Source organism: Pedobacter sp. KBS0701 (assembly GCF_005938645.2).
In the GTDB taxonomy this organism is placed as follows: domain Bacteria; phylum Bacteroidota; class Bacteroidia; order Sphingobacteriales; family Sphingobacteriaceae; genus Pedobacter.
This window is the reverse complement of the sequence record NZ_CP042171.1, coordinates 1,099,449-1,118,697: the sequence shown is the minus strand read 5'-3', so window position 1 is coordinate 1,118,697 and position 19,249 is coordinate 1,099,449. Positions and strand designations below refer to the sequence as shown.

Genomic DNA, 19,249 nt, shown 5'->3' with positions numbered 1-19,249 from the left:
TTGTCAACTTATTTATTCAATATTATTTGTAAAGCAGGCTTCGGTGCTTTTCGGTTACGGTAGTCCTGCTATCCCTTCAAGTCCTCGCTATACTCCGGGCTTTCCGTTCTATCAGGTTTATTTAACCTGGGCCTGTAGTGCTTAAACTATGTCATTCTGAAAGCAGTGAAAAATCTTTTCTTAAATATTAATATAATATTACCGCCCCAGATTTAACAGATTGCTGAAAACTACTAGTCACTTCAGTGTCTTCTTCCATTAATACCGCGTTAGGGATTGTAAGGGTCCAGTACCGATCCTTCATCGGTACCGGAGCGCAGCGCAGCCCTGCAAAGCCCGCCCCTTGCGTAGCTTGGGGAACGCCCAAATCAATTGGCAGCTTTCAGCTGGCAATTTTCGTCCGCTGGTTCTTTTTGGAAACATAATAGTTTTTTAACCGCCGAAGCCTTGGTAGATTGCCTCACACTATATATATTTAAGCATTAAAGTTTACAATTCCTTAATTTTCGTTAATTTAAAGCGATTTTTGAAACAATATGATGGGTATAACGCAACTCGAAGAGCAAATTGAGGCTGGAAATTTACAATCAGTAAAAGAAATTTTGGTTGAAAATCCAAAATTGGCAAATATTAATACTTCTCATCACATTTCGCCATTGTTATTGGCTTGTTATTACAAAAAACAAGAAATAGCAGATTTGATTGCTGAGTTTGTAGATCATTTAACCTTGTTTGAGGCCTGTGCCGTTGGCAAATTCGACGCGGCTACGCTACTGATTTTTCAAAACCCTGCCAGTATCAATGAATTTTCTGAAGATGGCTTTACACCGCTTGGTTTAGCCTGCTATTTCGGACATGAGGAATTGGCCCGTTTTCTGGTTTTAAAAGGCGCTGAAGTAAACCTGGCATCAAAAAATGGCTTCAATGTATTTCCAATCCACTCGGCAGTTGCAGCTAATAATTTTAATATCACTAAAATGCTCTTAGATGCGGGCGCATACCCTAATGTTTGTCAGAAAGCAGGCTTAGCTCCCTTACACACTGCTGCTCAACTTGGAAATATTGAATTGATTATTTTACTGTTAGAACACGGAGCGGAAGTTTCTTTACGCATGGAAGGCGGAAAACTCCCGGCAGATTTGGCCGCAGAAAAAGGCTTTAATGAAATTGCCGAAATTTTAAGAGATGATGACTAGTTCAGTTTTCAATTCTCAATTTCCAGTTAATTTAACTGTCAACTGAATACTGCCAACTAGCACTTAGATACTATTAACTTAAAACTGCCAACCAGATACGGTCAATTGAAAACCGGATACTGTTAACTGCAAATTGGACACTGCCAACTGAAAACTGCCTACTGAAATCATTCCCAGATCCTCAGCCGCATTCTTTTCATGTATGTTCTGATATCGAGCACAACAGCAGCTAAAAAATAAAATAATATAGGAAAACCCACCGCCAAAAACGATGAGTAAATAAAAAACAGTCTCACTTTAGCTGTACTCATATTCAGCTTATTGGCTAAATAGGTAGACACTCCAAAACTCTGCTGTTCAAAATAAGTGATAATTCTCTGGAACATTTTAAGCTTATTTTAAAAATCTTAATCGCACTGCACAAAATAAAAACTATCCAAAACCGAAACCATTATATGATTTCAGAATCTAATTTAGGAAATTTAATTGGTTAAATTTTAATGGCAAACGAAAACGCATTTATTCCAAAATTAATTTTTCGAAATCCTGCCTATCTTCATGTTTTATAAAAAGCGTTTGTTGTTCTTCCAATCCTGAAAACTTTTTAATCAATTCTGCCTTAAATTGATGGATATCGACATCTCTGTTTAAAATAACAGTTAAGGCATCGGCATTACCCCTAACCTCAGTAATCTGATTAGGATATAGTTCTTTTAGCTCGTGTGGAAATTCCATAATGTGGAAACAGATTATAGTGTATAAAGTTTTACCGGAAAGCAGAAAAGCTTAGGCCTGTTTTAAAATTTTAATTCCAATACCACAAGACAGGCATTTTTTCTCATCGCAATATTGCTTTTTTAATTGCAAAATTCCCTGAGAGGCAAATGCATTCTCCATCTTCACGCCTGCTTCAGTAAACTTATTGGTAATTGCATTTTGCTCAGCAGGCAAACTTTCTAACAGTTTTACGGCTCTACTGATAAAATATTGTGCTGCTGTATGTTTTCCATAAGCAAATAAAAACAAGGCGACGGTATTTAAGAGGACATTATCTACTGATGTTTTTCCGATCTGTATATTTACGGTGGAAGCTATCTTTTTAAAATGATAATGTGTTTTCCAGTAATCGTTTACGGGCAGGTTTTCAAATAAGCTACGCAGTTCAGCCACATTCTTTATTTCCATAATTTTAGAAAAAAGATGATTGGCTTTGGTTATTAATGCTGCAAATTGTGCCAAACGAATGGTTGGGAAATTTTGAGGACGCATGCGCATAAACTTCCAAAGGGAAACATTAATGGGTGTAATGTTATATTTCTTTTGGAGAAACTGAAATTCTGCTTTTAACTTCCGCGGGTATTCTTCTTCAAAATGATCATTTAAAAAGCCTGCAGCACCAAAAACCAATGCTTCTATCTGGTGTGGATTGTTTTTATGCCTGGCATAAATATGCTGTGGAACAGCCTTGGCAAATAACTCGAAAGGCAAGGCATTTATTTTGAAACCAAAATTACGGGCCATAAAGCGGTAGAAAGTCTCATCCCAATTCCCGTTTAATTCATTCAAGGTTTCTGTAACAGCATTTGTTTTCTGCTCAAAACGCTCAACCAATGTTCTTGACAAAAAAGAATCTACGATTAACTCATCTACCCTTCCTATCTGGGAAATGCAAGGAAAATCAGTTAAGGTGAGGAACAGGTTTTCGTACTTGCTGATCAGATCCTTTGAAATCCGGCTCTTCAGTTCTAAAACCGGCAAAATGGTTTCATCCATCCTGGTTATTTCAGCATCATGCTGGTAAACAACATGTAAGATTACATTTTCATACGCAGGATTAACCTGGTGGTTGTGTTTTAACCAGTCAGATGATTTTAAGTGAATTTCTACATTTCCTGCCCACAGCGTTTCTCCTATCTTAATCTTGGCATGGTTAAAATCCGGACCTGCATTTCGGTTAAGCAATCCCGTATTGATGATTTCCAGATTTTCACCATCACAGGTTTGCAGTCCGTTATAATCAAACGACCTGAATTGCCATACATAATGAAGAAAATCTTCTGGAAAATTCATCCTTGAAGATAATGAATTATTCTTAAGAGTTGTATAACCTTTATTTTCTTTTTATATATTCAACCACAGATGGACACAGATAAGCACAGATATTTTTAGAGATCATAGCCGTTAAGCATTCTTTTTATTTCAATTCTAGGTTTACCAAAATTGATAATTAAACCACAGCGCCTATTGCAAGCGATTAAATAGTTCATCAATTGAGCCTGATGGATATCTGTTATATCTTTGACCGTTTTTAACTCAACAATCACTTCATTCTCAACAAACAAATCAACAAAGTAATCTCCAACAACCTGTTCGTCATAAAAAACCTGAAGGGCTTGTTGTTTTGTTACACCGAGTCCAGCTTTTCTTATCTCAATGAATAATGCATTCTCATACACTTTCTCTAAAAAACCACTTCCTAATGTATTTGAAACTATAAATGCAGCTCCAATTACTTTTTCAGTGATTTCATTTAGGTTATTCATGAAACTAATTTATTAAAAATATTTCAACTCAGATTATTTGGAACTAAAATCTGTGTTTATCCTTTTCATCTGTGGTTAAATTAGCTCTGCTTTAATCAAAATCTGCTCCATTTCCTGTTGCAGTTTTAAAGCCTCTGCTCTGGCTTTTTCGGCAAAGTCTTCTCCCTGGCTGGCATAGATAATCCCCCTTGATGAATTGATCAATAATCCGCATTGCGAATTTAACCCATATTTACACACTTCACTTAAATCGCCACCCTGCGCACCAACCCCAGGTACTAAAAGAAAGTGATCTGGTGCCAGTTTACGTACATCGCCAAATGCCGCACCGCGTGTAGCCCCAACTACATACATTATCTGCTCATCTGTTGCCCAGGTTTGTGAGGTTTTAATCACTTTTTCGAACAGCCTTTCTGCTCCAATTTCCTGCAATTGAAAATCGGCATGCCCCGCATTTGAGGTTAAAGCCAATAGAATTACCCATTTATCCTTAAATGTTAAAAACGGCGTTACCGAATCGCTGCCCATATAAGGTGCAACGGTAACCGAATCGAAACTCATTTCAGACGATGCAGCGTTAAAAAAAGTTTCGGCATACATGGCAGAAGTATTTCCAATGTCGCCGCGTTTAGCATCAGCAATAGAAAAAATATCTTGTGGCATATATTTCCAGGTTTCAATTAAGGTTTCCCAACCTTTTTTGCCATAACATTCGTAAAAAGCAGTATTGGGCTTATAAGCCACACACAAATCTTTTGTGGCATCAATAATTTGTTTATTGAATTCCAGAATCGGATTTTCGTATTTCAACAGATGCTGTGGTATCTTATCCAATGAAGAATCTAATCCGACACATAAAAATGAACGTTTTTTTTGTATCTGCTCGAAAAGTTGCTCTTTGGTCATATATAGGCTTATTTGCTGCAAATATGAAGATTTTTAAGTTTTCTGAGCGAAAAAATAATTCGCACATCAATTATTTTTATAAACATTTTAAACTTTTGCTTGCAGATTACGTTTCAAATACATACAATTGCACCATAATTTCTCAACCGTTTATCTGAATATCCCAGAAAAATTTATCAAGACTTGTTTTTTGTTACCATTTTTTAAAAGCAAATATTGCTTTTTATTCAGCTTGTAAACAATTATGAAACAATTTGAGCATTATCCCTAATGAACTCATTTAATGTTTTATAGCCTTAAGAACTTATGCACAATGAAAAGCCGGGCTTACGCTAACACAAATATTTTTTAAGCCTGTGCAAATTTATAACAGAAAACATCCGTTATAAACAAATGAAAAATTTCTTGAAACATATATATTTAGAATGTTTAGTAAAACAGAATTAAATGATAAGCTCACAACAGAATTACGTGAGCTAGCAAAAAGCTATGGCATTGAAGGTGCCGACTCCCTAAGAAAAATCGACCTTGTTGAAGTACTTTTACACCAGCAAGAAATTATAAATGCCGCTAAAGCTGGTGCAGATCCTTATAGCGAAACCGAACCTGTTGCAGCTACTCCTGCGCCTAAAACCAAAGCTGCAAAAGCACCAAAAGTTGCTGCCGCAGCTGCAGCCGCTGCTTCTACAGTGGTAGCCGATAAGCCAGCAGCTACTACTGCCGACAAGCCTGTTAAAAAAAGAGCAAGGCTAACAAAAGATGAGCCTGCGGCGCCGGTTACAAGAAGAAGAGATGCTGTAACATTATTTGACGAGCCTCAACACCAACAACAGCCGGAAAGACAGCCCGACAGAATTGTTGAAGCCGAAGAAAGTGTAAAGCCAATCTCTGCTTTAATAGAAGAAAGTGCAGAAGTGCTTCCGGTGGCTCCAAAACAAAAACAAGAACCTAAAGAAAAACAGGAAAAACCGCAGCGAGACGAAAATCGCCAGCAAAAACAACCAGGTGGTGGCAACCACCACAAAAACGAAAACAGTTATTCTAACCTGGATTTCGATAATGTAATTACAAATGAGGGGGTTTTGGAAATTATGCCTGATGGTTATGGTTTCTTGCGCTCTGCAGATTACAACTACTTAACTTCTCCTGATGATATTTATGTATCTCAGTCTCAAATAAAACTTTTTGGATTAAAAACCGGTGATACGGTAAAAGGTAGCATCCGTCCGCCAAAAGAAGGCGAAAAGTATTTCCCACTGGTTCGTGTAGAAACCATTAATGGCAGAATTCCTGCTGAGGTTCGCGACCGTGTTCCTTTTGATTATTTAACACCACTTTTCCCAACTGAAAAATTAAATTTATTTACGGATAACAGCAATTACTCTACCCGTATTATGGATTTGTTTACACCAATTGGTAAAGGGCAGCGTGGTTTAATTGTTGCACAGCCAAAAACAGGTAAAACCAATTTATTGAAAGAAGTGGCTAACGCAATTGCTAAAAACCACCCTGAAGTTTATTTAATTATCTTATTAATTGATGAGCGCCCGGAAGAGGTTACAGATATGGCACGTAGTGTAAGGGCTGAGGTAATTGCCTCAACTTTTGATGAGCCGGCTGAGCGTCACGTTAAAATTGCCAATATTGTTTTAGAGAAATCGAAACGTTTGGTAGAAAGCGGACATGATGTGGTAATCCTTTTAGATTCGATTACCCGTTTGGCGAGAGCATACAATACCACTGCACCTGCATCTGGTAAAATATTATCGGGTGGTGTTGATGCCAATGCATTACACAAACCGAAACGTTTCTTTGGTGCTGCACGTAATATAGAGAATGGTGGTTCACTAACTATTCTGGCTACCGCACTAACCGATACAGGTTCTAAAATGGACGAGGTGATCTTCGAAGAATTTAAGGGAACAGGTAACATGGAGTTACAATTAGACCGTAAATTATCTAACAAACGTATCTTCCCTGCAATTGATATTACCGCTTCAAGTACCCGTAGAGATGATTTATTGTTAGATAGGGATATTTTGCAACGTGTTTGGATTCTACGTAACCACCTTGCTGATATGAACAGCCAGGAAGCAATGGAATTTGTTCAATCTCAAATAAAAGGAACAAAAAGTAACGAAGAGTTCTTAATTTCGATGAACAGCTAAATAAGGTTAAGGGTTGGAAGGTTGAGGGTATGAGGGTTTGCCTACTACCTTCCAGCCTTCCAGCCTTCCAGCCTTCAAACCCTATGAAAAAGCATCTCCCTAATGCGATTACCTGTGCAAACCTTTTTTCTGGTTGTATCGGAATCGTTTTTGCATTTAAAGGCAATTTAGAAACCGCAGCTTATTTCGTTATTTTATCCGGAATATTCGATTTTTTTGATGGTATGGTTGCCCGTTTATTAAATGTAAAATCGGCAATTGGTAAAGATCTTGATTCTTTGGCAGATATGGTAAGTTTTGGGTTTTTACCCGGGGTAATTATGTTTCACCTGTTAAAGGCAAGTGATTATTCATCTGAATACCTTCCCTATCTTGGTTTTATTATTACTGTTTTTTCGGCACTTAGACTGGCAAAATTCAACAATGATACGAGGCAAACAGAAGATTTTATTGGCTTGAATACGCCTATGAATACTTTGTTTATCTGCTCTTTACCTTTTATTGCGCACGATTATCCACAGATGATCTCCTCCAGTATTTTACTGATCGCCATTACGGCAATAACCAGCTTCTTACTGGTGAGCGAAATAAAAATATTCTCTTTAAAATTCAGCAATCTAAGCTGGAATAAAAACAAAATCAAATTTATTTTCCTCATCCTATCGGCAGTATTAATTGCCTTTCTAAAATTCGCGGCAATACCTTTTGTTTTGGTACTGTATATTGCTTTATCGGTATTGCATTTTAGGGGTGCTACGGCTAATCACAAAATATAACTAAGTTTTTCCCGCAGATTAAGAAGATTAAAATCGCAGATCAATGCGCATTAGATTGATCCTTTAAAAACGGTGTTCCTTCTCTGCAAAAATTAAAAGTTAATGCGCTACAGTTTTTTAACCTCAAGGGGATCGTCAATATTGCGACTGATGGACAAAATCGTTTCTCCCAGTACAGGGTGCAGCACTTCGGGGGCGATCTCGGCCATGGGTTCCATCACAAATTTCCGGCTCTGCATATGCGGATGAGGTACCTGAAGTTTATCCGGAATATTGATGATTTGATCTCCAAAAAGGATCAGATCAATATCAATTAAGCGCTCCCCCCATTTATCTTTCCTCACCCTGCCCAATTCCTGTTCAATACTTAATGCCAGATCTAAAACTTCCAAAGCACCTAAATTGGTTTGCAAAGCTATTGCCTGGTTTAAAAATGCAGGCTGGTCAGTTTTGCCCCATGCTGCCGTTTCATAAAGAGATGAGATGGCTATCACCTTACCAATTTTATCGTTCAATAGTTCGATGGCTTTTTTCAAATTTGCCTCCCTGTTACCTAAATTTCCACCCAGTAACAAATAAGCCGTACTGTACTCTAAAGCTTGATTAAGCATCATGTATTTTTATATCTTTACAGCACAAAATTAAAACATTTAAATGAGAGAATTCTTTAAGTATTTATTTGCCTCTATGTTGGGCTTTTTCTTATCGATAGTAATTGTATTTATTATCTGCTTCGTAGTTGTAGTGGGTTTAATATCTTCAATTGATAGCGACAAAACAGTTGTTGTGTCCAACAATTCGGTGTTATTTCTAAATTTAGATCAGGCCATTACCGAGCGTACACCTAAAAATCCATTCGGAAACCTGCCAATTGTTGGAGGTGAGGAAAAAGAAGCCATAGGCTTAAACGACTTCTTAAAAGCGCTGCAAAAAGCCAAAACAGATGATAATATTAAGTGCATTTACCTCAATGTGAGCAGCCCCAATGCGGGTTTTGCTACGTTACGTGAGGTAAGGAATGCGCTGATCGATTTTAAAAAATCGCATAAAAAAATTATCGCGTATAGCGAAGTGTATACTCAGGGGGCTTATTATTTGGCTTCTGTTGCTGATAAAGTATATTTAAATCCCGAAGGTGCATTAGAATTTAAAGGATTTAGCTCAGAATTAACTTTCTTTAAAGGAACATTAGAAAAAGTTGGTGTAGAAATGCAGGTTATACGTGTAGGAAATTACAAAAGTGCAGTCGAGCCATTTATCCTGGATAAAATGAGCGATTATAACCGTAAACAGGTTACTGCTTATGTTGGTGGTTTATACAATACTTTCTTAACCGATATTGCGCAAAGCAGAAATATCCAAAAAGATAGCCTTAATAACATTGCCGATAACTACAAGGTGCAGCAGCCACAAGATGCGGTAAACTTTAAAATGATCGATGCTTTAAAGTACAAAGATCAGATTTTAGAGGAATTAAAAGGATTATCCGGCAGAACCAGAGGAGAGAATATTCGCTCTGTTTCGATTAACGATTATGCCAAAAACAATAGCGATACAGGCGAAGGAAAAGATAAAGTTGCCGTAATTTATGCCAATGGAGAAATTAACGGAGGAGAAGGTTCTGATAACCAGATTGGTTCAGAACGCATTTCCAGAGCAATCAGAAAGGCTCGTTTAGACGATGATATTAAAGCGGTTGTACTTCGCGTAAACTCTCCCGGAGGTAGCGCGTTAGCTTCAGACGTGATCTGGAGAGAGGTTGTACTGACCAGGAAAGAAAAGCCGGTTATTGCATCCTTTGGCGATGTGGCTGCATCAGGCGGTTATTATATTGGTTGTGCTGCCGATAGTATTTTTGTACAACCGAATACCATTACGGGGTCTATCGGTGTATTTGGAATTATCCCTAACTTCCAGAACTTAATGACCAACAAACTGGGCATTACATTTGATGGCGTTAAAACCGGTAAATATGCCGATATTATGGCCACCAACCGCCCTATGACGGAAGGTGAAAGATTCATCATCCAGAATGAATTAAACAGAATTTACAGCGGTTTTGTGAGTCGTGTGGCCGATGGCAGAAAGAAAAGCAAAGCCTATATCGATAGTATTGGCGGTGGCCACGTTTGGATCGGAACAGATGCTGTTCAAATTGGCTTAGCCGACAGAATCGGAGGTTTTAAGGATGCCATTAAGGCTGCTGCTAAAAAAGCTAAATTAAAGAACTATAAGGTTGTAGAATATCCGGATGTAATTGATCCATGGAAATCGTTAATGGATGAAGGTACAGACAGGATTAAGACCTATTATACCAAACAAGAACTTGGTGATAATTATATGCTTTATCAGCAAATGAAAAAGGTAATCGCAAGCTCTGGAATTCAGGCCCGCATGCCATTTGAAGCAGTAATTAAGTAAAATTCAGACCTCGCAGGTTTCAAAAACCTGCGAGGTCTAATCTAAAGTTATCCATCTCAAATCTATTATCTAAATTTCTCTATTTATTCAATCAATTTCCACTCCGGATGTAGCGTTAAATAAGTAGCGTTAACCGGAGTATTTACCGGATGAACCGTTATGGAAACACTTTTCCCTTTTAGAAATTCAAAGCCAATACCCTCTTTTTTCGCATCGTAAACGGTAATGGTATCTTTATCTTCATTCAAATAGGCAGAAAGTTTTTCAATAGCTGGAAATTTATTTTTTGCTTCTTCCATCGTAGTGCCCGTTGCCAAACCATCCTGTGTTTTAAACTTATCCGAGGTAATCCTGATCTGTTTTACATCTTTTACAAGCATACTGGTATCCCGATAAGAAGAATATACCGCAATTTCGTTGGGATGCTTTCCTGTCGAATCATCACTGTACCAAATCCCCCAGGCTTTTCCCATTGCGGCATCGCCGTCATCAGGTCTCCCAAGTTTTTCACCTACCTGTTCCATATTTTCTCCTAAGGAAATTTCGCCAATGGATTTACCGGCTACAATCAGGAACCGTCCATCCATAGCTTGAGTTGTCGCCGATTTTAGGTTACTTACCGAATCCGTTTTCTGTTGATCATTTTTATTGGCAGATTGGCATGCTGCCAAACTTATGCTTAATCCCCAAAGGACAGTTTTTATAGATTTCATGAGTGTAAAACAACGCTTTAATAAAATTGTGTTTTAATTTGTCCGCCCTTAAGGATTTGAGGCATTATTTCCTAATTTTACCCCCCTATGGAAAATAAGACCATCGCCCGCACTTTACGCCTCTTATCGCAGCTTATGGAACTGCATGAAGAAAATCCTTTCAAGATTAAATCAGTCGCAAACGCCTATTTTAAAGTAGATAAACTGCCTTTTGCGTTAAAAGACAAACCTTTGGATGAACTGGATAAAATTGACGGTATTGGCAAAGGACTGGCTTCCAAAATCATAGAACTTCTCCAAACAGGAGAATTAAAAGAACTTAACGAAATTCTGGAGAAAACGCCCGAAGGCGTTGTGGAAATGCTGGCCATCAAAGGCATAGGGCCAAAAAAGATTTTCATTATCTGGCGTACGCTGGGGATAGAGAGCATTGGTGAACTGTATTACGCCTGTAACGAAAACCGCCTGATTGAAGCCAAAGGTTTCGGTTTAAAAACACAGGAAGAAATTAAAAATGCCATTGAGTTTAAACTTGCCGCAAATGGCAGGTTTTTATATGCACAGGTAGAAGGTTTTGCCAAAACTTTGTTTACGCAACTTTCTGTTTGGACTGCCAATATTGATGACAATGCACTTTTGGGCTTCGCTGGTCAGTACCGCAGGGCATGCGAAATTATTGATGAGCTGGAAATCGTAATCGGTACAGAAAATATCGAAAACATTAAACAAAGCTTACCTGCTTTCGACCCGCTTTCGCTTATCGAAGCTGAAAACTTGTTTATCTGCACTACTGAGGCAGGTTTTAGGATAAAACTACACGTTGTTGAAAAATCAGCTTTTTATTTACAGTGGTTTATATTAACCGGAAATACCGAACATGTTGAAAAAGTGTTGGCTTTAGCTGGCGATGGACCTTTCGCAAATGAAGAAGAAATTTACAGCAAGGCGGGATTAGCTTTTATCGAACCTGAACTACGCGAAGATTTTGATGAAATTGAACTGGCCAAAGCAAACAAACTCCCAACGCTGATTCAATACGAAGATTTAAAAGGTAGCTTGCACAATCATTCGACCTGGAGCGATGGTGTACACACTTTAGAGCAGATGGCCGTATATTGCAAAGAGAACTTAAATCTTCAATATTTAGGAATCTGCGACCACTCTAAAACCGCAGTTTATGCAAAAGGATTAAACGAACAACGCGTTTTCGGCCAGCACCAGGAAATAGACGAGCTCAATAAAAAACTCGCTCCCTTTAAAATCTTCAAAGGTATTGAGAGCGACATTTTAAGCGATGGCTCATTAGATTATTCAGATGATATTCTAAAAACATTCGATTTTGTAGTCGCTTCTGTGCACAGTAATCTCCGGATGGATGAAGCCAAAGCTACAGCACGTTTGTTAAAAGCCATCGAAAACCCATATACCACCATTTTAGGCCACCCAACTGGTCGTTTATTGTTAAGCAGGGCCGGATATCCGATCGATTACAAAAAAATTATCGATGCTTGCTCAGCTAATAAAGTAGTAATCGAAATCAATGCCAACCCTTTACGCTTAGATTTAGACTGGCGCTGGCACCGCTATGCTTTAGAAAAAGGTGTGTTACTCTCTGTAAATCCAGATGCCCACCGTACCGAAGGTTTCCATGATATGCATTACGGTATTTTAGTGGCCCGCAAAGGCGGCTTAAGTGCCAATAAATGTTTAAATGCTTTCTCCTTAGAGGAGATTACTGCGTTCTTTAATAGTAAAAAGCCAAATTAACCACAGATGAAAAGGATGAACACAGATAAGCTTAAATCTGTGTTTATCTATGAAAATCTGTAGTAAAAAAACATAACTTTGTCCCCATGATAAGTGAAATTGCCAACCGCATATTTAATCAGGTCATTACAGACTACCACAAGTTTGATGATATTGACCATCCGGTTGAAAACCCTTACGATGCAGAAAGTTTAGAGCATCTTTTTTATCTGAAAAACTGGATTGATACTGCCCAGTGGCACATGGAAGATGTGGTGCGCAATCCACAGATTGATCCTGTTGAAGGTTTGAGCTGGAAAAGACGTATCGATGCACAAAACCAGGTGCGTACTGATATGGTAGAGTTTATTGATGGCTATTTCTTAAATCTTTATCAGGGAATTGCTGCTTTGCCAGAGGCAAAAATCAATACAGAAAGTCCGGCATGGGCAATAGACAGGCTTTCTATCCTGGCTTTGAAAATTTACCACATGCGTGAAGAGGCCGAACGAGAAACTGCCTCACCTGAACACCGTGAACAGTGCCAAACTAAACTCAATGTATTGTTATCGCAGCGCGATGATCTTTCAACCAGCATTGATGAATTACTGGCTGACATTGAAGCTGGTAAGAAATACATGAAAGTGTACAAACAGATGAAAATGTATAACGACCCGAGTTTAAACCCGGTTTTGTATAAGAAAGGTTAAAGACTAAAGCGAAAAGTAAAGAATAATCACGCTTAAAGACAAGAAGAACACAAAGAAAAACTTGGTGCTTTTGTGTCTTTGTGGTAAAAAACATGACATATACTCAAAAAATCATCGTTTTACGTTTTTCGGCCATGGGCGATGTGGCCATGGTAGCCGCTGTTTTACAAGAATTTTCGGAGCAGAACCCGGCAGCCGAGCTCATTATGGTAAGCCGGCCTGCTTTTAAACCATTTTTCGATCATATCCCCCATCTCATCTTCCATCCTATCCAACCAAAAACCATTCATAAAGGGATAGATGGACTATATAAACTTTATCAGGAACTCCGCAGCTACAAACCAGATGCTATAGCTGATTTACATGATAATTTAAGGAGCAGGGCGATTTCTACCTTTTTTCGTTTAACAGGAACAAAAATTAAGCGGATTAATAAAGGAAGGGCTGAGAAAAAGGCATTAACCCGTACTAACAATAAGATTTTTAAAGCGCTCAGAAAAACTGTAGAGCGCTATGCTGATGTTTTCCGCGAATTGGGCTTTAATGTTAAGCTAAGTCATAAAATAAATAAATCTCAGCAGGAAATTCCAGCAAATGCACAAAATTTATTTGCTAATAAAGCCACAAAAAAAATAGGCATCTCTCCTTTTGCTCAGCATGTTTATAAAGTATATGCTTTAGAAAAAATGGAAGAGGTAATTTCATCCTTAAATAAAGTAGGACACGAAATTTTCATTTTTGGAGGTGGAAAAGCAGAACAGGATATCGCAGAAGATTGGGCGAAAAAATATGTGAATACCCATAATTTAATCGGCAATTTTAACTTAACGGAAGAACTTGCCATCATCTCGAATTTGGATATCATGTTAAGCATGGATTCTTCAGGCATGCATATCGCTTCACTTGTTGGTGTACCTGTGGTATCAGTTTGGGGGCCAACACATCCTTACGCCGGCTTTTTAGGTTATGGGCAATCAGAAAGTGATTGTATTCAGATCGACCATCCTTCGAGGCCAAATTCTATTTATGGAAACAAACCCTGCCTTTGCGGTGTTGAAAATTGTATAGACTTAATTAAGCCTGAAACAATTGCAGATAAAATTAAAGAGAAACTAAATGGCTAAGCAACTACTTCTGGTCCGCCATGGCAAATCGGATTGGGGAAATTTAGATTTAAAAGATTTCGATCGGCCGTTAAATAAACGCGGCAAGGAAAACGCGCCAGAAATGGCTGAAAGATTGATTAACCGCGGTTTTAAAATCGATCAGATCGTGAGCAGTCCGGCTAAAAGAGCCAAATCTACCGCCAAATATTTTGCAGAAGCCTACAATGTAGACCATATTCAATTTGAAGAATCTATTTATGAGGCCAATACTTCAGCTTTGCTTAAAGTGCTTAATGGCTTGGATGATGATGCTGCAAGTGTAGTAATGTTTGGTCATAACCCTGGTTTTACCGATTTTGCGAACGAGTTATGCGACGCCGACATTTACAACATTCCAACTGCAGGCATGGTATTAATTTCTTTTCCTTTTGATTCGTGGCAGATGGTGAGCAAAGGGACTGGTGAATTGGTCTTTTTTGATTACCCAAAGAATAGTGATGAAGTTTAGATTTATTTACCATTAAGGAGTTAAGAGTATTAAGGCAAGTAGTCAGTTAATTAATTGCCCCGGAAACACGGATTTACACGGAAATTATTGGGAGTTTGCATTAACTCAGTAGCTTTAGCCAAATGCATAAATACTTAAAATGACTTTAGCTCATTGGCGCTAGAAAGATTTTTCGCGACAGGCACAATCCACAGTTAAATAAACCCGATGGGAACGAATGCCGATTTTTCTTCGGCAGCAGGGACAGCGGGACTGAAGAAGCCAAGAACTACTGAACGAACATTTCCAAAAAAAAATCGCCGCACTTAAATTATCAGAATTTAGATAAGCATACTACAAATTAAATAATCGTTAAATAGTCCTCGTTGCAAAGAGGATTAGTGAGAGACGCATTTGTAATGCAAATTAAGTGCATAGAAGCGATAGAATCGCTATTCTCTTGCAGCCTCGTTACAAACGAGGACGATAGATGATCACCCCACTTAAATTATCACAATTTAGATAAGCATATCACAAATCAAATAATTTTATTAACTTTGACTATATAAAACGAAAATCTGGCAATAGACATTTCGGTGAATTCATAACCTAAACTCCTCTGGTTATTTCATAATTCGTATCGCCAGAAAATTTACCCATTAATTTATCTGAACATGAGTTTTGACTATAATACTACGCGTAGCCATTTAATTTTATCGGAATATGGCCGTAACGTACAAAATATGGTGAAGTATATTTGCGAATTACCCACCATTGAAGAACGTAATAAATATGCCCAGGCGGTAATTGACCTGATGGGTTTTTTGCAACCACATTTACGTGATGTTGCCGATTTTAAGCATAAACTTTGGGATCACCTGCACATTATTTCTGGCTACCAGATTGATGTAGATAGCCCGTATCCAAAGCCATTAATCGAAAATGCTTACATTAAACCAGCGCCCCTGGCCTATCCTCAACAAAGAATTACCTACAAACACTATGGTAAAACCGTTGAAAATCTGATCGAAAAAGCCATGCGTGAAGAAAATGCTGAAATTAAGAAGGCAATGGTGCAGAGCATCGCAAATTTCATGAAAATGGCTTATGTAACCTGGAATAAAGATAACGTGAGCGATGATACCATTATTAAAGATCTGAAATACCTTTCTGGCGGATTGTTATCACTTGATGAAGGTGTTAACCTGGCCAAGGTAGAATTTAGAGTGCAAAACCCTCGCCAAAGCAATAACAATAACCGGGGCAGAAGCAATAATAACAACAACGGTAAAAACCGTCAGAACAATAACAACAACAATAACAACCGTCAACGCAACAATAACAATAAACCTAAATATTAAGGTTGAAGGCAGAAGGCGGAAGGTTAAAACATCCGCCCAATCTTGATACTTTATACTTGATACTAAAAATATATGAACGCATTTGAAATAACAGGCGGAATTAAATTAAAAGGCGAAATCACTCCCCAAGGCGCCAAAAACGAAGCTTTACAGATTTTATCTGCAGTATTGCTGACCGAACAAAAAGTAACCATCAGCAATATCCCTGATATCAAAGATGTAAATAAACTGATTGAGTTATTGGGCGATTTGGGCGTTATTGTTGAACGCATTAATAAAGACACCTATACCTTCGAAGCCAAAAACATCGATTTAAATTTCTTCGAATCTGATACTTTTAAAGCTAAAGGCGGTGGTTTACGTGGTTCGATTATGATTGTAGGACCATTGTTGGCCCGTTTTGGTAAAGCTGCAATTCCTAAACCCGGTGGCGATAAAATCGGTCGCAGAAGATTGGATACCCACTTTATCGGTTTCGAAAAACTGGGTGCAAAATTCGTTTACGATAGCAAAAAGGCTTTCTTTAACGTTGATGCCACCAATTTACAAGGTGCTTATATTCTATTAGATGAAGCATCCGTAACCGGAACAGCAAATATTGTAATGGCAGCTGTTTTGGCTAAAGGTACCACTACCATTTACAATGCAGCCTGCGAACCATATTTACAACAACTTTGTAAAATGCTTAACCGCATGGGTGCCAAAATTTCAGGCATTGGATCTAACCTGCTTACCATTGAAGGCGTTAAAGTATTGGGTGGAACAGAACACAGAATGCTGCCTGATATGATCGAAATTGGCTCTTTCATCGGTATGGCCGCGATGACAGAATCGGAAATTACCATTAAAGATGTTTGTTACGATGAGCTTGGCGTAATACCGGAGGTTTTCAAAAAGCTAGGTATCAAGCTAGAGCGTCGTGGCGACGATATTTATGTACCATCGCAAAAACACTATGAAATCGACACCTTTATTGATGGTTCGATTTTAACCATTGCCGATTCGCCATGGCCAGGTTTTACACCTGATTTATTGAGCATTGTTTTGGTTGTGGCTACACAGGCAAAAGGAAACGTGCTCATTCACCAGAAAATGTTCGAGAGCCGCTTATTCTTCGTGGATAAACTGATTGATATGGGCGCACAAATTATCCTTTGCGATCCGCATCGTGCGACCGTTAATGGTATTGATAAGAAATATAAACTTCGCGGCATTAGCATGACTTCTCCTGACATCAGGGCCGGAGTTTCATTATTAATTGCAGCTTTATCTGCTGAAGGTAAATCAACCATTTATAACATCGAACAGATTGAGCGTGGTTATCAGGATATCGACACCCGTTTACGTGCCTTAGGTGCACAGATTAAGCGTGTAAATGCTGATGCGCCTGGTCACTAAGGTAGAAGGTTTGAAGGTGGAGGGTTTAAGGTAATACCCAAAGCGAAAATAACATAAAGAAAAACGTCCGGGAGTAATTACCGGACGTTTTTTTATGGTTTTTCGTCATCCCGACTGAAGCGCAGCGAAATGGAGAGATCTAACTTGACAGATTTAGCTTCGCTGAGCCTTCGGGTTCTTGGTTCCGTTGCACTCCACTCAAAAGGATGTATCGAAAGGGATAACTCCTTGAAAGATCCTGAAACAAGTTCAGGAGGACGATCGTAGGAATTACACCATCATTCATCTCACATTTTCCATTTTACTTCTTCTTACCCTGATATCGCATTAATAATATCGTACTGAGTGATAATCTCGATCTTTCCAGATTCATCTTCCACTAAAACTGCTGAGTTTTCTTTATTAATCAACGAAGAAATTTTATCAATCGACGTATTCAAATCCACAAACGGGAAAGTAGCCGTCATGATTTCTGAAATCGGAGCTGATTTTAAGCCTGGATTTTCAAGCAAGGCAGATAAAATATCACTTTCGGCAATTTTACCCACAATCATTCCTTGCTGAGTTACCGGAATTTGAGAAATATTCATCGATTTAATGGTATTAATAGCCTCGAGTACTGATTTCTGAGCATCAAGTGTTACAATCTCTGTGCTTTCTTTTTTAGCCAAAATTGATTTAGCGGTTAATTTTTCGTCCTGTAAAAATCCGCGTTCGCGTAACCAATCTTCATTGTACATTTTACCCATGTAACGGCTGCCGTGGTCGTGAAAAATAACGACAACCACATCTTCCGGCTTCAGTTTATCTTTTAACTGAATTAATCCACCAATAGCAGCGCCGGCAGAGTTACCCACGAAAATCCCCTCTTTACGCGCGATATCGCGCGTCATTAAAGCCGCATCTTTATCGGTAACCTTTTCGAATAAATCGATCACATCAAAATTTACGTTTGCCGGAAGAAAATCTTCACCGATACCCTCTGTGATGTAAGGATAAATCTCATCCTTATCAAAAATGCCGGTCTCCTTATATTTTTTGAAAACAGAGCCATACGTATCAATTCCCCAGATTTTAATATCCGGGTTCTTTTCTTTCAGATATTTCCCCGTTCCGGAAATGGTTCCACCTGTACCTACACCAACTACTAAGTGTGTAATTTTACCTTCTGTTTGTGCCCATATCTCAGGACCAGTTTGCTCATAATGCGCCTGTGAATTGGCTAAATTATCATACTGATTGGGTTTCCATGAATTTGGAACCTCGCGTTCTAAACGAGAAGAAACAGAATAATATGAACGGGGATCTTCCGGTTCAACGTTTGTGGGACAAACGATTACCTCGGCACCAAAAGCACGTAAAGCATCAACCTTTTCTTTTGATTGTTTATCAGTTGTGGTAAAAATACATTTATAACCTTTAATAATAGCGGCCATAGCCAGGCCCATACCTGTATTTCCGGATGTTCCTTCAATAATTGTTCCGCCTGGTTTTAGTTTCCCGCTTTTCTCGGCATCCTCAATCATTTTAACCGCCATACGGTCTTTAATCGAGTTGCCTGGATTAGTCGTCTCTATTTTGGCAAGGATTGTCCCCGGAACACCTTTTGTAATCGTATTCAATTTTACCAGCGGCGTATTGCCAATGGTTTCTAAAATATTATTGTACCACATATCACAAAATTAAGCAAAGGCATTAAGTATTTTATAAACTATATT

Annotated in this window: 18 protein-coding genes; 10 read left to right on the top strand and 8 right to left on the bottom strand. The window is 38.4% G+C overall.

Going from position 1 to position 19,249, the window contains the following annotated elements:
- The first annotated feature begins 536 nt into the window (after positions 1-536).
- The gene (locus tag FFJ24_RS04375) at positions 537-1,196 is read left to right on the top strand and encodes an ankyrin repeat domain-containing protein (protein ID WP_371716949.1); all 660 of its coding nucleotides are present in this window, start codon (positions 537-539) and stop codon (positions 1,194-1,196) included.
- 167 nt (positions 1,197-1,363) lie between these two features.
- Here FFJ24_RS04375 and FFJ24_RS04370 read toward each other — a convergent pair whose 3' ends face one another.
- The 5 genes from FFJ24_RS04370 to pyrF all read right to left on the bottom strand — a co-directional run bounded on the left by FFJ24_RS04370 (position 1,364) and on the right by pyrF (position 4,645).
- Positions 1,364-1,582 (bottom strand): PspC domain-containing protein, encoded by a 219-nt coding sequence (locus FFJ24_RS04370; protein ID WP_029277136.1) that lies wholly within the window; start codon positions 1,580-1,582, stop codon positions 1,364-1,366.
- Positions 1,583-1,715: 133 nt separating this feature from the next.
- On the bottom strand, positions 1,716-1,931 hold the full coding sequence (locus FFJ24_RS04365; RefSeq protein WP_138822905.1) for a hypothetical protein: 216 nt from the start codon (positions 1,929-1,931) through the stop codon (positions 1,716-1,718).
- Between the two features lie 51 nt (positions 1,932-1,982).
- Complete coding sequence (locus FFJ24_RS04360; protein ID WP_138822903.1) at positions 1,983-3,266, bottom strand: DUF2851 family protein; 1,284 nt, start codon at positions 3,264-3,266, stop codon at positions 1,983-1,985.
- A 95-nt stretch (positions 3,267-3,361) separates the two neighbouring features.
- Positions 3,362-3,739 carry a GxxExxY protein gene (locus tag FFJ24_RS04355; protein WP_138822901.1) on the bottom strand — a complete coding sequence of 126 codons (378 nt, stop codon included), beginning with the start codon at positions 3,737-3,739 and terminating at the stop codon, positions 3,362-3,364.
- Positions 3,740-3,814: 75 nt separating this feature from the next.
- Complete coding sequence (gene pyrF / locus FFJ24_RS04350) at positions 3,815-4,645, bottom strand: orotidine-5'-phosphate decarboxylase (protein WP_138822899.1); 831 nt, start codon at positions 4,643-4,645, stop codon at positions 3,815-3,817.
- Between the two features lie 425 nt (positions 4,646-5,070).
- Here pyrF and rho point away from each other — a divergent pair, with 425 nt between their 5' ends.
- Complete coding sequence (gene rho / locus FFJ24_RS04345) at positions 5,071-6,813, top strand: transcription termination factor Rho (protein ID WP_138822897.1); 1,743 nt, start codon at positions 5,071-5,073, stop codon at positions 6,811-6,813.
- Positions 6,814-6,896: 83 nt separating this feature from the next.
- The gene (pssA, locus tag FFJ24_RS04340; RefSeq protein ID WP_138822895.1) at positions 6,897-7,589 is read left to right on the top strand and encodes a CDP-diacylglycerol--serine O-phosphatidyltransferase; all 693 of its coding nucleotides are present in this window, start codon (positions 6,897-6,899) and stop codon (positions 7,587-7,589) included.
- 107 nt (positions 7,590-7,696) lie between these two features.
- Here the strand turns inward: pssA and folK are convergent, their stop codons facing one another.
- Positions 7,697-8,203, bottom strand: a complete 507-nt coding sequence (gene folK, locus FFJ24_RS04335; RefSeq protein WP_138822893.1) for a 2-amino-4-hydroxy-6-hydroxymethyldihydropteridine diphosphokinase — start codon at positions 8,201-8,203, stop codon at positions 7,697-7,699.
- Between the two features lie 40 nt (positions 8,204-8,243).
- Here folK and sppA point away from each other — a divergent pair, with 40 nt between their 5' ends.
- Positions 8,244-10,010 carry a signal peptide peptidase SppA gene (sppA, locus tag FFJ24_RS04330; RefSeq protein ID WP_138822891.1) on the top strand — a complete coding sequence of 589 codons (1,767 nt, stop codon included), beginning with the start codon at positions 8,244-8,246 and terminating at the stop codon, positions 10,008-10,010.
- 83 nt (positions 10,011-10,093) lie between these two features.
- On the opposite strand, the gene FFJ24_RS04325 is transcribed toward sppA, so the two are convergent.
- Positions 10,094-10,723 (bottom strand): hypothetical protein, encoded by a 630-nt coding sequence (locus tag FFJ24_RS04325; RefSeq protein WP_138822890.1) that lies wholly within the window; start codon positions 10,721-10,723, stop codon positions 10,094-10,096.
- Between the two features lie 87 nt (positions 10,724-10,810).
- Between FFJ24_RS04325 and FFJ24_RS04320 the strand changes: the two genes are divergently transcribed.
- The 6 genes from FFJ24_RS04320 to murA all read left to right on the top strand — a co-directional run bounded on the left by FFJ24_RS04320 (position 10,811) and on the right by murA (position 17,531).
- Positions 10,811-12,490, top strand: a complete 1,680-nt coding sequence (locus FFJ24_RS04320) for a helix-hairpin-helix domain-containing protein (protein WP_138822888.1) — start codon at positions 10,811-10,813, stop codon at positions 12,488-12,490.
- Between the two features lie 86 nt (positions 12,491-12,576).
- Positions 12,577-13,179: a DUF4254 domain-containing protein gene (locus tag FFJ24_RS04315; RefSeq protein ID WP_138822886.1), complete on the top strand. Its 603-nt coding sequence runs from the start codon at positions 12,577-12,579 to the stop codon at positions 13,177-13,179.
- A 92-nt stretch (positions 13,180-13,271) separates the two neighbouring features.
- Positions 13,272-14,303 (top strand): glycosyltransferase family 9 protein, encoded by a 1,032-nt coding sequence (locus tag FFJ24_RS04310; RefSeq protein WP_138822884.1) that lies wholly within the window; start codon positions 13,272-13,274, stop codon positions 14,301-14,303.
- Positions 14,296-14,793 (top strand): histidine phosphatase family protein, encoded by a 498-nt coding sequence (locus tag FFJ24_RS04305; protein ID WP_138822882.1) that lies wholly within the window; start codon positions 14,296-14,298, stop codon positions 14,791-14,793. The genes FFJ24_RS04310 and FFJ24_RS04305 overlap by 8 nt, the downstream gene beginning before the upstream one ends.
- A 653-nt stretch (positions 14,794-15,446) precedes the next feature.
- On the top strand, positions 15,447-16,133 hold the full coding sequence (locus FFJ24_RS04300; protein WP_138822880.1) for a DUF4290 domain-containing protein: 687 nt from the start codon (positions 15,447-15,449) through the stop codon (positions 16,131-16,133).
- A 72-nt stretch (positions 16,134-16,205) separates the two neighbouring features.
- Complete coding sequence (gene murA, locus FFJ24_RS04295) at positions 16,206-17,531, top strand: UDP-N-acetylglucosamine 1-carboxyvinyltransferase (protein WP_138822878.1); 1,326 nt, start codon at positions 16,206-16,208, stop codon at positions 17,529-17,531.
- A 311-nt stretch (positions 17,532-17,842) separates the two neighbouring features.
- On the opposite strand, the gene FFJ24_RS04290 is transcribed toward murA, so the two are convergent.
- Complete coding sequence (locus FFJ24_RS04290) at positions 17,843-19,204, bottom strand: pyridoxal-phosphate dependent enzyme (RefSeq protein WP_138822876.1); 1,362 nt, start codon at positions 19,202-19,204, stop codon at positions 17,843-17,845.
- Between the last annotated feature and the right edge of the window lie 45 nt (positions 19,205-19,249).

What these genes read in the sequence shown, in the direction of transcription:
- FFJ24_RS04365 (WP_138822905.1), bottom strand. Translation starts at nt 1,931, where the DNA reads ATGGAATTTCCACACGAGCTAAAAGAACTATATCCTAATCAGATTACT.
- pssA (WP_138822895.1), top strand. Translation starts at nt 6,897, where the DNA reads ATGAAAAAGCATCTCCCTAATGCGATTACCTGTGCAAACCTTTTTTCT.
- FFJ24_RS04360 (WP_138822903.1), bottom strand. Translation starts at nt 3,266, where the DNA reads ATGAATTTTCCAGAAGATTTTCTTCATTATGTATGGCAATTCAGGTCG.
- sppA (WP_138822891.1), top strand. Translation starts at nt 8,244, where the DNA reads ATGAGAGAATTCTTTAAGTATTTATTTGCCTCTATGTTGGGCTTTTTC.
- FFJ24_RS04300 (WP_138822880.1), top strand. Translation starts at nt 15,447, where the DNA reads ATGAGTTTTGACTATAATACTACGCGTAGCCATTTAATTTTATCGGAA.
- FFJ24_RS04375 (WP_371716949.1), top strand. Translation starts at nt 537, where the DNA reads ATGATGGGTATAACGCAACTCGAAGAGCAAATTGAGGCTGGAAATTTA.
- FFJ24_RS04325 (WP_138822890.1), bottom strand. Translation starts at nt 10,723, where the DNA reads ATGAAATCTATAAAAACTGTCCTTTGGGGATTAAGCATAAGTTTGGCA.
- folK (WP_138822893.1), bottom strand. Translation starts at nt 8,203, where the DNA reads ATGATGCTTAATCAAGCTTTAGAGTACAGTACGGCTTATTTGTTACTG.
- FFJ24_RS04290 (WP_138822876.1), bottom strand. Translation starts at nt 19,204, where the DNA reads ATGTGGTACAATAATATTTTAGAAACCATTGGCAATACGCCGCTGGTA.
- FFJ24_RS04355 (WP_138822901.1), bottom strand. Translation starts at nt 3,739, where the DNA reads ATGAATAACCTAAATGAAATCACTGAAAAAGTAATTGGAGCTGCATTT.
- rho (WP_138822897.1), top strand. Translation starts at nt 5,071, where the DNA reads ATGTTTAGTAAAACAGAATTAAATGATAAGCTCACAACAGAATTACGT.
- FFJ24_RS04310 (WP_138822884.1), top strand. Translation starts at nt 13,272, where the DNA reads ATGACATATACTCAAAAAATCATCGTTTTACGTTTTTCGGCCATGGGC.
- FFJ24_RS04320 (WP_138822888.1), top strand. Translation starts at nt 10,811, where the DNA reads ATGGAAAATAAGACCATCGCCCGCACTTTACGCCTCTTATCGCAGCTT.
- FFJ24_RS04315 (WP_138822886.1), top strand. Translation starts at nt 12,577, where the DNA reads ATGATAAGTGAAATTGCCAACCGCATATTTAATCAGGTCATTACAGAC.
- FFJ24_RS04370 (WP_029277136.1), bottom strand. Translation starts at nt 1,582, where the DNA reads ATGTTCCAGAGAATTATCACTTATTTTGAACAGCAGAGTTTTGGAGTG.
- FFJ24_RS04305 (WP_138822882.1), top strand. Translation starts at nt 14,296, where the DNA reads ATGGCTAAGCAACTACTTCTGGTCCGCCATGGCAAATCGGATTGGGGA.
- pyrF (WP_138822899.1), bottom strand. Translation starts at nt 4,645, where the DNA reads ATGACCAAAGAGCAACTTTTCGAGCAGATACAAAAAAAACGTTCATTT.
- murA (WP_138822878.1), top strand. Translation starts at nt 16,206, where the DNA reads ATGAACGCATTTGAAATAACAGGCGGAATTAAATTAAAAGGCGAAATC.